We start from the raw sequence: 12,768 nt of genomic DNA, 5'->3' as shown, positions 1-12,768 counted from the left end.
AGCCCGTGCATCGATTGCACGGGCTTTTCCGTCTGCTGACGGCGACCGGTTGTGCAGCTAGACGACCGTCGAGATTTCCGCGGCAGCACGCTCGAGGATATCCGAGATGCGCTTGAGCTGCTCCGGAGTCCGCTTCGCGTTCTGAACGTACACGGCGCGTCCCACATCCTTCATGGCGCGATGTACCTGCATCATCGGCTCACCAAATATGCTCTGCGCGAACTCGGTGATCCGTGAGAAGATATCATCGACTGCCGAGCGATTCTCTTCGAGATACTTGCGACCTTCGTCAGTTATCTCGTACACCTTCTTGCCGCTCTCTTCAGGCGTCACGCGGGCGTACCCCATGTCTTCCAGCATCGTGAGCGTGGGGTATACGGTCCCCGGGCTTGGCGAGTACGCCCCGCCAAAGCGCTCCTCGATTGCCTTGATGATCTCGTAGCCGTGGCGCGGCTTCTCGACCAGCAATTGCAGGATCACGTACTTGAGGTCGCCCTGGTCGAACACGCGAGCGCTACGCGGTCCGCCGCGTGGACGCCACGGGCCGGCTCCCCAGAACTGGGAGCCATCGAAGCCCCAGTTTCCCTTCCACATCCCTCTGCGCATCCAGCCGGCGCCGCAATCAAATCCTGGCATGATTGACTTCCTCTCGAAGATATAGTTTGATATATCGTACGATATATCGTTAGGTCTAAGATATATCGGTGTTATATCGGGTCAAGGGGGTAGGGATCGGCCCCTCGCCCTTCCCGCGAAGACTGGAACCGACCCGTCGTCGAGGCGTTCCGGTCACTCGTTGGACCCGGAGATCGAGCGCAGGGATTCCCTCGTTCGCGCAGATGAGCATTCCGGTGGGCTCCCAGGCGCCGACGCAGAGGCGTCGTGCCGCGGGATGGCGACGGCAGCATTTACATTTGGGTATGACAGAAGACACTCCCCGGGGCCGCGCGCTTCCGGTAATGGATCAGGCTCCCACCCCGAAAACGGTCGCACCGCCGACTCCGGTTGCCTTCCCTGACCTCGGCAACATCATTGCCGTTTCGAGCGGAAAGGGCGGTGTGGGCAAGTCCACCGTCGCAGTCAATCTCGCGGTCGCGCTGGCAAGGGACGGCGCTCGCGTGGGAATAATGGACGCAGACATCTACGGTCCAAACGTGCCGCGCATGCTGGGACTGGACGGCCCGCCGCGCCTCGACAACCACGACAGGATGGTGCCGCACGAAGCCTTCGGCGTCCGCGTCGTATCGCTTGGGTTTCTCGTTCCTCCGGACCAGCCGGCGATCTGGCGTGGACCCATCATCATGAAGGTGATCAATCAATTCCTCCGCGACGTCGCGTGGGGCAAGCTCGACTATCTCATCGTCGATATGCCTCCGGGCACCGGTGACGCACAGCTATCGCTCGTGCAGGCGACTCACGTGCATGGATCGCTGGTCGTTACCACTCCGCAGGATGTGGCGGCCGGCGACGCGCTGCGTGGCGCGAAGATGTTCGAGCGTGTGGGCGTTCCAATAATCGGCATCGTCGAAAACATGTCCTATTTCGAGTGCCCGCACTGTGGAAAACCAAGTGCGTTGTTCGGATCGGGGGGAGGACAGAAGTTGGCGGACTCGCTCGGACTGCCACTGCTGGCTCAGATTCCGCTGTATCCGCGCGTGCTGGAGGGCGGCGATTCGGGACGCCCGATCGTCGTCGCAGAGCCGGACTCGGGTGCGGCGAAGGCGCTCGCGCAGCTCGCAGGACTCGTGCGGCAGTCATTCGCGAGTTGAGACATCCTCCGCTTGCCTGTATCTGGCGCGGCGGGCAACTTTGGTGACATGACGGCACTGGAAACCGAACGCGCGACCGCGGACGCCGCTGCGACCGGTGCCGCGGTGAAGAGGGGCTATGTCAAGCAGATGTTTTCCGACATAGCCCCGCATTACGATCGCGTGAATCGGATCATCAGCTTCAGGCTGGATCAGTGGTGGCGTCGGAAGGCGATACGCGATCTCAATATCGCGCGCGATCCTGGTGCGACATATCTGGATCTGTGCGCCGGAACGCTCGATATCTCGTCGCAGATCGCGTCGCTCGCGAACTTCCATGGCTCCGTCGTCGCAGCTGATTTCGCCGAGCCGATGCTGCGCGCGGGACTGGGAAAGGTGTCGCGCGACGTCGTACGGCCTGTTACTGCCGACGCACTGGACCTTCCGTTCACCGACGAGTTCGCGGCCGGTGCAATCGTCGTCTTTGGAATCCGGAACGTGGTGGATCTCAACGCGGCGCTGCGTGAGGTCTATCGCGTGCTGCGGCCCGGCGCATGTTTTGTCATTCTCGAATTCGGTGTTACACAGAACCCATTGGTCGGTTGGATCTATCGGCTTTACTTCAATCATCTCTGCCCGCTCATCGGCAACGCCGTGGCGCGGCATCACAGTGCGTACAACTACCTTCCAAAATCCGTTGCACACTTCCCGTCGGAAATCGATCTTGCGCAGCGCATGCGCGACGCAGGCTTTGAATCCGTGCGCTGGCGCTCGTACACTTTCGGCGTGGTCGCAATCCACATCGGTGAGAAGCACTAACCGATGACGCTCGACTCGGTTGGTGACTTCATTGCTGAGCTGGAACGAGCGGGTGAGCTTGTGCGAATCCGTCATGCGGTGAAGGCGAAGCTCGAGCTGTGCGAGATCAGCGACAGAGTGATGAAACAGGCCGGCGGCGGAAAGGCACTCCTGTTCGAGAATGTCATCCTGGACGACGGCCGCCGATCGACATATCCGGTTGCCATCAATCTCTTCGGATCCATGCGCCGGATGGCGATGGCGCTGGGTGTCACGGACCTGGACGATATCGGTGCGCGCATCACCGCATTGATGGACCTCAAAGTTCCCGAAGGGATCATCGGCAAGCTGTCTCTGCTTCCGCGGTTGATGGAGGTGGCCAAGTTTCCTCCCCGCATTCGCTCCGGTGCGGCGCACTGTCAGGAAATCGTGCTCGAGGGCGACAGGATAGATCTGCGCAACATTCCAATCATTACCTGCTGGCCCGAAGATGGCGGCCCGTACGTCACGCTGCCGATGGTGATTTCCCGGGATCCCAAGCGCGGAATACGCAACGTCGGCATGTATCGCGTTCAGTATGACTCGCCCAACACGCTCAAGATGCACTGGCAGCGCCACAAGGTGGGAGCCGCGCACTGGCGCGAGATGGCCGCGCGCGGGGAGAGAATGCCCGTGTGCATCGCGGTTGGCGCCGATCCGGCGTCGATCTACTCGGCGTCCGCTCCGCTGCCACCCACGGTGGACGAGTTCATCTTTGCAGGATTCCTTCGCAAGGAGCCAGTGTCGCTGGTAAAAGCTGTTACATGCGACCTGGAAGTGCCGGCCGAGGCGGATTTTGTGTTCGAGGGATACATCGATCCTTCGGAAGATCTCGTAGTCGAGGGTCCGTTCGGAGATCATACTGGATTCTACAGTGAGGCCGATTACTATCCGCGCGTTCACGTCACGGCTGTGACGATGCGCAGAGATGCGGTCTATTCAACGACCATCGTCGGCGTGCCGCCGATGGAGGATTATTACCTCGGCCATGCCACCGAGCGGATCTTCCTGCCGCTGCTCAAGCTGACGATCCCGGAAATCGTGGACTACCACATGCCCGCGGAAGGGATATTCCACAATCTCGTCTTCGTTTCGATCGACAAGCAGTACCCGGGGCAGGCGTACAAGGTGATGAACGCCATGTGGGGGCAGGGACTCATGTCACTCGCGAAGGTGCTCGTGATCGTGGACAAAGACGTGGACGTTCGCAACCCGTTCGAGGCATGGTGGGTTGCGCTGAATAACATCGATCCCGAGCGCGATACTCGCTTTACAATGGGGCCGATGGACGTTCTGGATCATTCGAGCAGAGCATTCACATATGGATCCAAGATGGGGATAGACGCGACGCGCAAGTTTCCCGAGGAAGGATTCACGCGCAACTGGCCGGCCCGAATCGCGATGGACGACGCCACGAAAGCACGGGTCGACGCGATGTGGAGCGAGCTCGGGCTATGACAGCACGCGAAGGGCAGACATTTCATGGTGTATCGCGGGTGGTCAGGTACGTGAACTTCGTGAAACTTCCACACACGCTTTTCGCGTTGCCTTTCGCGCTCGTCGGCGTCGTGCTCGCGAGTTATCACACGCCTGTAACGCTGCGGGAGGTCGGCTGGGTCGTGATCGCGTTCACCGCGGCACGGTTCGCGGCGATGGGATTCAACCGCATAGCGGATCGGGAAATCGATGCGCTGAATCCGCGAACGCGGATGCGTGAGCTGCCAAGCGGCGCGCTTGGCGTTACCGAGGCGATGATCGCGGTCGCGGTCGCCTGCGGCGTGTTCCTGTTCGCCGCATTCGAGCTCAATCACGTCTGCTTTCTTCTGGCACCGATCGCACTGGGCTGGGTCTTCTTCTACAGCTTCACCAAACGATTCACTCGCTGGTCGCACGTTGTGCTCGGCGTGGGACTCTCGATCGCGCCAGTCGGCGGTTATCTGGCGGTAACGGGGACGTGGGCCAGTCCGTGGTGGATGTTGTGTGTGCTCGCGATCGCGGTCGCGACGTGGGTCGCGGGTTTTGACATTCTCTACGCGCTTCAGGACGTCGAATTCGATCGCGGCAACGCATTGCACTCGATTCCTGTCCGATGGGGTGAGCGCGGCTCGCTGCTGACAGCGCGTGTTCTGCACGCGATCACGATCATCGCGCTTGCGTCGGTGGGGTTCGCGGTGGGCGGCGGCGCGATCTACACGGCCGGTGTCGTCGTCGCAGCCGGCCTCCTCCTGTACGAGCACACGCTCGTGAAGCCTGGTGACATCAGTCGACTCGATGCGGCGTTCTTCACGATGAACGGCATCATCAGCATCGTGTACTTCGGGTTCGTATTCGCCGAGCGGGTTGCATCATGAGTGGCGTCGGGCCGCGCATTCCTTTCACGGTTGCGATCACGGGTGCATCCGGAGCGCCGTACGCGGTGCGGTTGCTGGAGCAGCTATGCGTTGCCGGTCAACGCGTATCGCTGATAGTCTCGAGCCACGGATTCCGGCTGCTGTCGACGGAAACCGGAATCGAATCTGTCGGCGCACTTCGCGATGCCGTCGGTGGCCGCGCCTGGGATGACCTCATCACCGTTTACGACGACGCGGATCGTGGTGCGGCTCCGGCATCCGGATCTGCACGAAGTGCTGGGATGGTTATCTGTCCGTGCTCGATGGGAACGCTGAGCGCGATCGCTGCCGGCTCGTCACGGTCACTCGTCGAGCGCGCCGCGGATGTGGCGCTCAAGGAACGACGCAAACTCATTCTGGTGCCGCGTGAGACGCCGCTTTCGAGCATTCATCTCGAGAACATGTTGAAACTGAGCAGGGAAGGCGTTGTGATCCTTCCTGCCGCCCCGGGATTCTATCATCAACCCAAGTCGATACCGGAGTTGGTGGACTTCGTCGTCGCCCGTGTGTTGGACCAGATGGGTGTCGAGCATTCACTCTGCCGCCGCTGGGGAGTCGAACAGGATACGTAACCACATGGTTACGTTATTTCTTCTGCTTCACCTTCATCCCGGCGTTGCCGCTTGCGACCGCGCGAACAGCGATGCCAGGCGCGGTTACATATATCCCCGCGACGTCCACCGAGTCCACCTGCGCCGATAGCGTTACGGCATCGCCCAGTTTGCGGTTGAGTCCGTCACTGAGAAGCGATCGTCCCTTGGCGATGAGAAGATCGGCTGGGATCCGAGCCTTCTCTCTGAACAGCTCGCGCAGCGCGTCGGACCGGAGCCAGCTGTACGCGCTGATGATCTCGCTGTCGGTGTTCAGGTCGTAATCGAGATCCGGCACGCGCAACTCGCCCGCACTCCGATCGTAAGCGGGCTTGCCGGCGAAGACCAGTGTGCCATTGGCATCACCCGTGAAGGTGACTGCAAGCGCGAGACGACCCTGAGGCAGCGGCGACACGCGTGCACTCTGCACCGTCACCGTTCGGCCTCCTTCCGTGATTGGTTTTCCCCTCAGCGCATCCGTGATCGTCTTGGACGCGTCGGCGTAACTCATGAGGCCGCCGAGCACGATGTGGAATCCTGTTGCCGCGGTGTCGCGCGCGAGGGGCGGGAGAGGCGGAACGTTCATATGCGGCTCGGCACCGGTAACGATTCGTGGGCGTGCATCGAGGCCGGCGTCGACTATCAGGTCGTCGCCCGAGCCGCTCACCTCACCCATGCGGAGCCGTTCCGGTCCGAGCAGCAACCAGACGTTATCGGTGAGGCGAATCGGTTTGTTGAGAAGACCCCACCACTCCTCGAAATGACTGCCAAGATCGACGCGTGAGATCTTTCGGTCGATGTCCGGCAGGTGCGAGTTGAGTGCATCGTGTGCGGCATCTATCACACGTTGCGTGACGTCGTAGCGGATTATGCTCACCGTACACCGGTCTCTGTCGGCGCTGGATGCCGGGCCAAGTCGACCGATGCGCGCACGCGAGGACAGGTGCCAGTCCGATGTCAGTGTCAATGGCGTGATGAGCTCGACGGTTACGCGCGGGCGGTCGGCCGCCGAATCGCCACCGCAGCCTGCACTGATCGTGGGGCCGAAACGCGGCTTGAAATACCCGCGCGCTGCGTACGAAAGAGTCGCGCGCAGGTGTACTTCGTTATCGCTTCCGAAGGTCGTGAACGGACCGCGTACCGCCTCGTACGCGTAATGCCTGTTAGGATCGTTCCCGACCATGCGGACGCTATCGATCGATCCGAATTTCCTGGGAACTGCTCGCTCGACGACCGCCAGTACCGGTGTATAGTCGTACACCAGCGGAATATTGAAGTGGGACAAGGGGAGCGGCGGCGGGGCGGGGAGCGAATCGAGCTGAGCAGTGGTTATGGTCGCAGGCTTCTCGCGCCGGCACGCCTGGGCGAGGGGTAGGCAGAAGAGCAGGAACAGCTCAGCGCGCCTCCGACTCGGCGTCATCAGCGTTCAGGCTTGCGAGCCGCGATGCACGAGGTGCTCAGCGGGCGATCCATCCGGGCATGATGAATGCACATCCACGGTTTTCTGGTTAGACGGAAATTTTACGGAGGTTCGAATGAACGACAGGGACAAAAGCAAATCTCACGCCGGCGCTCACGACGAGTCGTCCGCGGAAAAACGAGCGGAGAAGTTTGGCAGTCGTACGGTAGGCCGTGGCATGGACTCGCCCGACTCTACAGAAGCGGTGCTGGATGCGAGCACCGGCGAGCCTGATCCCCGGGCGACGGAGAAGAGGGCCAGCGACGAGCACTCCGAAAAGAAGTAGTCTCTCCCTCTCTCAGGCAACGCGGCTGGCGCGTTGCATCTCCTGAGGAAATCTCCTGAACCAACTCGACAGTAGCAGCAGCTCGTCTATCTCATGAGTCGGGATGGACGAGCAGCTTGTCGGCTTTTCGCCGAATATGTCGTCCACCAGCCGGCGCATTGCGGCCTTGTCGCGGCGAGTTTTTGGGCTGTCCAGCTCCGCTCGTACGATGCCGCGGCGAATGACGTACGTCCGATCGCGGCCGTCAAAGCCTTCCACGTTGTAAACGAAAGAGAGCGACTCCACGGCGAAGCGTAGCCGGTCGAACTGCTCGCGCAGAGCTTCGAGGCGCGACAGCTTGTCGCGGAAGATCGCGGCGCGCTCGAATTCCAGTGCGTTGCTCGCCGCCTCCATCTGACGACGGAGTGTGTCAGCCGGTCCGGCATCGGAGCCCTCGAGAAATGCACGTGCAAGCGCAAGCTGGTGATCGTACTCCGCGACGGTGCATCCACCGACACAGGGTCCGAGGCACTTTCGGATCTCGTGCCGAATGCATCCGGGCGTGCGCCCCAGCTGGAAGAGCTCGCGCTGATCGGCGAAGTAGATCGGCATGTCGCTCCGGCAATCGCGAAGTCCCAGCACGTCATTCAGCTCGCGCACCGCCTCGCTCACGCGCTGTGCGCCGACGAATGGGCCGTAATACACCGCTGCGTCATCGGGACCAGCGCCGCGAACGACGTTGAGCTTTGGAGCCGCGCCGCGCGAGATCTTGATGAACGAGTAGTGCCTGGCGTCGCGCTTCATCGCCACATTGAATCTTGGGCGGTATTGCTTGATCAGTCTCAGCTCGCGCAACAGTGCGGCGAATTCACTCGGCTCGTAGTCCCATTCGATGCGGGTCGCGTCACGCAGGATGCGCGCGCCCTTGTCTTCTGGATACGCTGCGCGAAAGTAGCTCATCAGACGGGAGCGAATCTGCTTCGACTTGCCGACGTACACGATCTCGCCGTTCTCGGCGATCATACGATAGACTCCTGGTTCGTTGCGGGCAGATTCGCGAACCACAGCGCGCATCGCGGCGAGCTGCTCGTCGCTTGTCGGCTCCTTGAACGTGTACGCGCGTGACTTCCTTGCCATCGGGATGCGCGTCGTCAGTGCTGGCAGTGCGCGCAGAGCACTGTCTGGCGGCCATCGATCGCGTGTGTTCCGATCAGTTTCGCGCCACAACGGTGGCACGGCTCTCCGGCGCGGCCGTACGCCGACAGGAATTGCACGAACTCGCCAGCCTCACCACTCGCGTTTCGGTAATCGCGGATGCTGGACCCTCCCGCCACGATTGCCTCTCGCAGCACGGACACTATCGCGTTGCGCAGGTCGGCAGCTTCCGCCGGCGTGACGTCCTTCGCCATTCGTGACGGATCGATTCCGGCGCGCCAGAGCGCTTCGTTTGCGTAGATGTTGCCGACGCCAACGACCTTGTACTGATCCATGATCACCTTCTTGACGGGCTGCCGCGACGCGCGAAGAATAGCGGAAAGACGCTCCGCCGTAAATCCCTCCTCCAGCGGCTCCTCCCCCAGCTCGCCGAAATAGTCAACAAGTCGCGTCGGATCCATCAACGCGACAGTTCCCAGCCGCCGGACATCGCGATAAGCCAGAACGAAGCCGGAGTCGAGACCCAGCATCACGGCGATGTAGGTGCGGTCGTAATCGGTGAGCTCGCTGCCTCGCGTGGCGAGCAGAGCGCCGGTGAACCGCGGCTGCACTACCAGCGAGTCTCCCGTGTCGAGGGAAATGACGATGTGTTTGGCTCGTCGGTTCGCGCCGGTAATCCGCGTGCCGCGTACACGTTTGGCGAAGGTGCGCGCCGTCACCTCGCGCAATACGTCGGGGCGCGGCAGCCCCACCGCTTCGATGGTGCGGCCGGCGACCGCTTCGTTCACACCTCGCGCGATCGTGTCGACTTCGGGCAGCTCAGGCATTCGTCCTGTGGTCGGACAGCTGCATCTCTCTCGCGAGCTCCCTCCATGCGATGTCGCGTCGGATCTGCTTGCCCGCGAACCGGATGCGCTCCGCGTAGCGCCGGCTGTGATTGCTCGCTGCGTGGAGTGTAGGCGCGACAGCGGTCACAGACAGCACGCGTCCGCCGTCCGTGACCACTGGCGGCTCGTCGGAACGCTGTGCTTTCATCCCGTCCGCCACTCTCGTACCTGCGTGAAATACGTAAACACCGTCCTCCGGCTCGGGGAAGGAGATCGGGTCACCCTTCCGAACCTTTCCCGGATAGCCCGCGGCCGCGAGAACAGTAGTCACGCTGGAGCCGGCGTGCCACTCGAACTCCGGTGTATCGACCAGTGATTCGCCGCGAGCGACCGTGAGCAATGGTTGCAACAGCGAGCTCGACATGAGCGGCAACAATGCCTGCGTTTCCGGATCGCCGAAGCGACAGTTGAATTCGACGACCTTCACCCCAGTTGCCGTGAGCATCAGTCCGGCGTACAACAGGCCCGAAAATGGCGAGTGGTCGTCTCGCATCGCAGCGAGTACGCGGTCGATGATCGTCACCTTGACGAGCGCCTGCAGAGATGTCGTATCGAGCGATACCGGCGCATACGCGCCCATCCCGCCGGTGTTGGGCCCCATGTCCCCATCTTCGAGACGCTTGTGATCCTGCGCGCCGATCATCAGCCGCGAATGCTGGCCATCACAGACGGCGAAGACGGACATCTCCTCGCCAGACATGAACTCCTCGACCAGAATCTCCTTGCCGGCATCGCCAAACGCTCCAGTCTGGAGCATCTCCGTGATCGCGCGTTCGGCTTCCGCCATTGTCTCGGCGATGATGACACCCTTTCCTGCAGCAAGTCCCGACGCCTTGATCACTACGGGCGCGCCGATCGCGTGAGCGGCGCGCAGTGCTGTGTCGACCGACGTATGATGACTCGCACGCGCAGTGGGAACACCGGCGCGCAGCATCAGCTCCTTCGCGAATCGCTTGGACGTCTCGATACGCGCCGCGGCGCGCGTCGGCCCGAAGAGAGGCAGGCCTTCGGCGTGGAATGCGTCAGCGATTCCCGCATCCAGCGGAGCTTCGGGGCCGACGACGGTGAGATCGGGTCGCTCGGCGCGCGCGAGCGCCAACAACGCAACGATGTCGTCCGCGGGAATCGCGACGCATCGCGCAAGGGTGGCGATCCCGGGATTTCCAGGTGCGGCAATCAGGTCGAGCGTCGGATCATCCTGCAACAGCTTCCATGCGATCGCGTGCTCGCGCGCGCCACCGCCAACTATCAGAACCTTCACTCGTCCTCGTTGCGGAACACGTTGTTCATCGTATCGGTCGCACGTCGCGCCGCATCGGCCACCTGATTCATCATTCCCTTCATCTTCTCGCCGTAATATCCGGCAGCATCGGCGTAATCGTCGGTCAGCGGGCGTTCGTTCGGTGCGCCTCGCCTCGCGTATTCGCCATTGATAATCGCATCGTAGCCGCCCGCCTGAATCCAGCGCTGGAGCTCGGCGGCCCGCACGGTGTTGAACGGGTGGGTGCGGCCGGAAACGTTGAGAAGCTTGAACAGTAGATCAATCGCACCGCTATCGCTTTCGTATTCCTGAGCCTGCGCGAGAAACTCGTCGAGATTGGTCTCGGTCGCGTCGCCCTTGCCACCGGCGAACAGGAGGAACATGCGCATGGCCTGAATCGGATCCTGCGATGCGAGCAGCCCTGCGCGATCCGCCGAGAACTCGGCCTTGCGATACCACTCCAGCAACGCAAGCTGAATTGGAAGAGCAATGAGGCCGAGTCCGGGAATCGCGTTGAAGCCGAACGACAGAAAGAGCAGTGCGAGCGTCGAGTACGTTGAATGTCCGCTCATGACGTGACCGACTTCGTGGCCGAGCAACACGCGCTGCTGCGGCTCGTCCAAAATTCCGAGCGCGCCGGTGTGTACAACTATGAACGGTTTTTCAAAGCCGACCGCCATCGCGTTGACGAACGGAGTCTGCGTAACGAACAGATCCGGACGTTCGGGCCAGTCGAGTGTTTCCAGGACTTCCATGTACAACGCATGGAGCCTGGGCCGCTGGCGCTCGTTGACGCGCACGGAATCCGCCGTGAACAACTGCCGCACCCCGCGCTCACCCAGGAAGCTCATCACCCTGCGCACGAGCTCGTCGAGTCCGGGGATTGCGCGCAACGTCTGCAGCGCTGCCCGGTCAGCCGGGTGCTCCCACGCTACCGGCGCGATGCCCGTTAGCGTGCGTCGTGGCGACGGAGCGGGAACTGGCAGGCCACCTGTCATCTGAGCGCCTGGTCCAGGTCGGCGATGAGATCGCCGACATCTTCGACTCCGCACGACAGTCGCACCAGTCCTTCTGTAATTCCAAGCTGGGCGCGGCGTGCCGGTTCGACCGACGCGTGAGTCATCTCGGCAGGGTGATTGATGAGGCTCTCCACGCCACCGAGCGATTCGGCGAGTGAGAACACGTGGACTCGGCCGAGCATGCGTGCAGCCGCGTCGCGGCTCCCCGTTTCGATGGAGATCATCCCGCCGAATCCCTTCATCTGCTTCACCGCCAGCGCGTGCTGCGGATGGGAGTCGAGCCCCGGGTAGAAGACTCTGTCCTCACCCATGCGTTTTGCGAGCCATGCAGCGATCGCGCGACCGTTGCTGTCGTGCCGCTCCATGCGCAGGTGCAGCGTCTTTGTCCCGCGCAGAACGAGCCACGCATCCATCGGTCCGGGTACGGCGCCAGCGGCGTTGAGAACAAACTGCAGGCGCGCCGCGAGATCGTCGTTATCGACGAGCGCGATTCCGCCGATCATGTCGCTGTGACCGTTGAGATACTTGGTCGATGAGTGCCAGACGATATCCGCGCCGAGCGTGAACGGTTGCTGCAGGTATGGCGACGCGAACGTGTTGTCGACGATGAGCAGCGCCTTGTGCGAGTGCGCGACGTCGGCGGCGGCCTGGATGTCGGTGAGACGCATGAGCGGGTTGGTCGGCGTCTCGATGATTATTGCAGCGGTAGTGCTGGTACACGCATCCGCGATCAATTGCGTATCGCGCGTGTCCACGTACGAGAACGTCATGCCGTAGTTGCGCAGGATCTTGTCGAACAGTCTGTATGTACCGCCGTAGACATTCTCGCCCACGACGAAATGATCACCGGACTTGAACAGCTTCATGATGGAATCGAGGCAGCCCATACCGCTCGAGAAGGCGAAGCCGTATTTCGCGCCTTCGAGTGCGGCGACGTTGCGCTCCAGTGCTTCGCGCGTGGGATTGCGACCACGTGCGTACTCGTAGCCCTTGTTGACGCCGAGTCCCTCCTGGACATAGGTGGAGGTCTGGTAGATGGGCGTCATGATCGCGCCGGAAAGCGGATCAGGGCGCTGGCCGGCGTGGATCGCTCGGGTCCCAAAGGCGGCGGACATGTCCTCGTCGAAGATCTTCGTCATGGCAGGGGGTTGGATCGG

At 61.9% G+C, this 12,768-nt stretch carries 13 protein-coding genes; 6 read left to right on the top strand and 7 right to left on the bottom strand.

The genetic code is table 11. The features are described from left to right. Positions 1 to 57: 57 nt before the first annotated feature. Positions 58 to 636 (bottom strand): PadR family transcriptional regulator, encoded by a 579-nt coding sequence (locus V4529_13850; GenBank protein ID MES2359411.1) that lies wholly within the window; start codon positions 634 to 636, stop codon positions 58 to 60. Between the two features lie 284 nt (positions 637 to 920). Between V4529_13850 and V4529_13845 the strand changes: the two genes are divergently transcribed. From V4529_13845 to V4529_13825, 5 genes are read left to right on the top strand one after another with little or no spacing between them, the layout of a single operon-like run. After that, positions 921 to 1,769 (top strand): Mrp/NBP35 family ATP-binding protein, encoded by an 849-nt coding sequence (locus tag V4529_13845; GenBank protein MES2359410.1) that lies wholly within the window; start codon positions 921 to 923, stop codon positions 1,767 to 1,769. Between the two features lie 48 nt (positions 1,770 to 1,817). Then, positions 1,818 to 2,567: a ubiquinone/menaquinone biosynthesis methyltransferase gene (locus V4529_13840; GenBank protein ID MES2359409.1), complete on the top strand. Its 750-nt coding sequence runs from the start codon at positions 1,818 to 1,820 to the stop codon at positions 2,565 to 2,567. 3 nt (positions 2,568 to 2,570) lie between these two features. Further along, positions 2,571 to 4,043 carry a menaquinone biosynthesis decarboxylase gene (locus V4529_13835; protein ID MES2359408.1) on the top strand — a complete coding sequence of 491 codons (1,473 nt, stop codon included), beginning with the start codon at positions 2,571 to 2,573 and terminating at the stop codon, positions 4,041 to 4,043. Next, entirely contained in the window at positions 4,040 to 4,936 is an 897-nt protein-coding gene (locus V4529_13830; protein ID MES2359407.1) for a UbiA-like polyprenyltransferase, read from the top strand. Before V4529_13835 ends, V4529_13830 begins: the two co-directional genes overlap by 4 nt. Next, positions 4,933 to 5,547: a flavin prenyltransferase UbiX gene (locus tag V4529_13825; protein MES2359406.1), complete on the top strand. Its 615-nt coding sequence runs from the start codon at positions 4,933 to 4,935 to the stop codon at positions 5,545 to 5,547. The genes V4529_13830 and V4529_13825 overlap by 4 nt, the downstream gene beginning before the upstream one ends. A 13-nt stretch (positions 5,548 to 5,560) precedes the next feature. Here the strand turns inward: V4529_13825 and V4529_13820 are convergent, their stop codons facing one another. Beyond that, positions 5,561 to 6,985 carry a DUF4403 family protein gene (locus tag V4529_13820; protein ID MES2359405.1) on the bottom strand — a complete coding sequence of 475 codons (1,425 nt, stop codon included), beginning with the start codon at positions 6,983 to 6,985 and terminating at the stop codon, positions 5,561 to 5,563. 115 nt (positions 6,986 to 7,100) lie between these two features. Here V4529_13820 and V4529_13815 point away from each other — a divergent pair, with 115 nt between their 5' ends. Continuing rightward, positions 7,101 to 7,310 (top strand): hypothetical protein, encoded by a 210-nt coding sequence (locus tag V4529_13815; GenBank protein MES2359404.1) that lies wholly within the window; start codon positions 7,101 to 7,103, stop codon positions 7,308 to 7,310. A gap of 12 nt (positions 7,311 to 7,322) precedes the next feature. On the opposite strand, the gene V4529_13810 is transcribed toward V4529_13815, so the two are convergent. The 5 genes from V4529_13810 to V4529_13790 are packed head-to-tail and all read right to left on the bottom strand — an operon-like array spanning position 7,323 to position 12,750. Continuing rightward, positions 7,323 to 8,426 (bottom strand): GIY-YIG nuclease family protein, encoded by a 1,104-nt coding sequence (locus V4529_13810; protein MES2359403.1) that lies wholly within the window; start codon positions 8,424 to 8,426, stop codon positions 7,323 to 7,325. A 14-nt stretch (positions 8,427 to 8,440) separates the two neighbouring features. Next, positions 8,441 to 9,271, bottom strand: a complete 831-nt coding sequence (gene mutM, locus V4529_13805) for a bifunctional DNA-formamidopyrimidine glycosylase/DNA-(apurinic or apyrimidinic site) lyase (GenBank protein MES2359402.1) — start codon at positions 9,269 to 9,271, stop codon at positions 8,441 to 8,443. Continuing rightward, complete coding sequence (purD, locus tag V4529_13800) at positions 9,264 to 10,592, bottom strand: phosphoribosylamine--glycine ligase (GenBank protein ID MES2359401.1); 1,329 nt, start codon at positions 10,590 to 10,592, stop codon at positions 9,264 to 9,266. Before purD ends, mutM begins: the two co-directional genes overlap by 8 nt. Further along, positions 10,589 to 11,590, bottom strand: coding sequence for a M48 family metallopeptidase (locus V4529_13795; GenBank protein MES2359400.1), 1,002 nt, complete (start codon positions 11,588 to 11,590; stop codon positions 10,589 to 10,591). Before V4529_13795 ends, purD begins: the two co-directional genes overlap by 4 nt. Beyond that, entirely contained in the window at positions 11,587 to 12,750 is a 1,164-nt protein-coding gene (locus V4529_13790) for a cystathionine gamma-synthase (GenBank protein ID MES2359399.1), read from the bottom strand. The genes V4529_13795 and V4529_13790 overlap by 4 nt, the downstream gene beginning before the upstream one ends. Between the last annotated feature and the right edge of the window lie 18 nt (positions 12,751 to 12,768).

It is taken from the genome of Gemmatimonadota bacterium, from assembly GCA_040388625.1.
GTDB lineage: Bacteria > Gemmatimonadota > Gemmatimonadetes > Gemmatimonadales > Gemmatimonadaceae > Fen-1247.
This window is presented reverse-complemented; position numbering and strand designations above follow the sequence as displayed.

What these genes read in the sequence shown, in the direction of transcription:
- V4529_13850 (MES2359411.1), bottom strand. Translation starts at nt 636, where the DNA reads ATGCCAGGATTTGATTGCGGCGCCGGCTGGATGCGCAGAGGGATGTGG.
- V4529_13845 (MES2359410.1), top strand. Translation starts at nt 921, where the DNA reads ATGACAGAAGACACTCCCCGGGGCCGCGCGCTTCCGGTAATGGATCAG.
- V4529_13840 (MES2359409.1), top strand. Translation starts at nt 1,818, where the DNA reads ATGACGGCACTGGAAACCGAACGCGCGACCGCGGACGCCGCTGCGACC.
- V4529_13835 (MES2359408.1), top strand. Translation starts at nt 2,571, where the DNA reads ATGACGCTCGACTCGGTTGGTGACTTCATTGCTGAGCTGGAACGAGCG.
- V4529_13830 (MES2359407.1), top strand. Translation starts at nt 4,040, where the DNA reads ATGACAGCACGCGAAGGGCAGACATTTCATGGTGTATCGCGGGTGGTC.
- V4529_13825 (MES2359406.1), top strand. Translation starts at nt 4,933, where the DNA reads ATGAGTGGCGTCGGGCCGCGCATTCCTTTCACGGTTGCGATCACGGGT.
- V4529_13820 (MES2359405.1), bottom strand. Translation starts at nt 6,985, where the DNA reads ATGACGCCGAGTCGGAGGCGCGCTGAGCTGTTCCTGCTCTTCTGCCTA.
- V4529_13815 (MES2359404.1), top strand. Translation starts at nt 7,101, where the DNA reads ATGAACGACAGGGACAAAAGCAAATCTCACGCCGGCGCTCACGACGAG.
- V4529_13810 (MES2359403.1), bottom strand. Translation starts at nt 8,426, where the DNA reads ATGGCAAGGAAGTCACGCGCGTACACGTTCAAGGAGCCGACAAGCGAC.
- mutM (MES2359402.1), bottom strand. Translation starts at nt 9,271, where the DNA reads ATGCCTGAGCTGCCCGAAGTCGACACGATCGCGCGAGGTGTGAACGAA.
- V4529_13795 (MES2359400.1), bottom strand. Translation starts at nt 11,590, where the DNA reads ATGACAGGTGGCCTGCCAGTTCCCGCTCCGTCGCCACGACGCACGCTA.
- V4529_13790 (MES2359399.1), bottom strand. Translation starts at nt 12,750, where the DNA reads ATGACGAAGATCTTCGACGAGGACATGTCCGCCGCCTTTGGGACCCGA.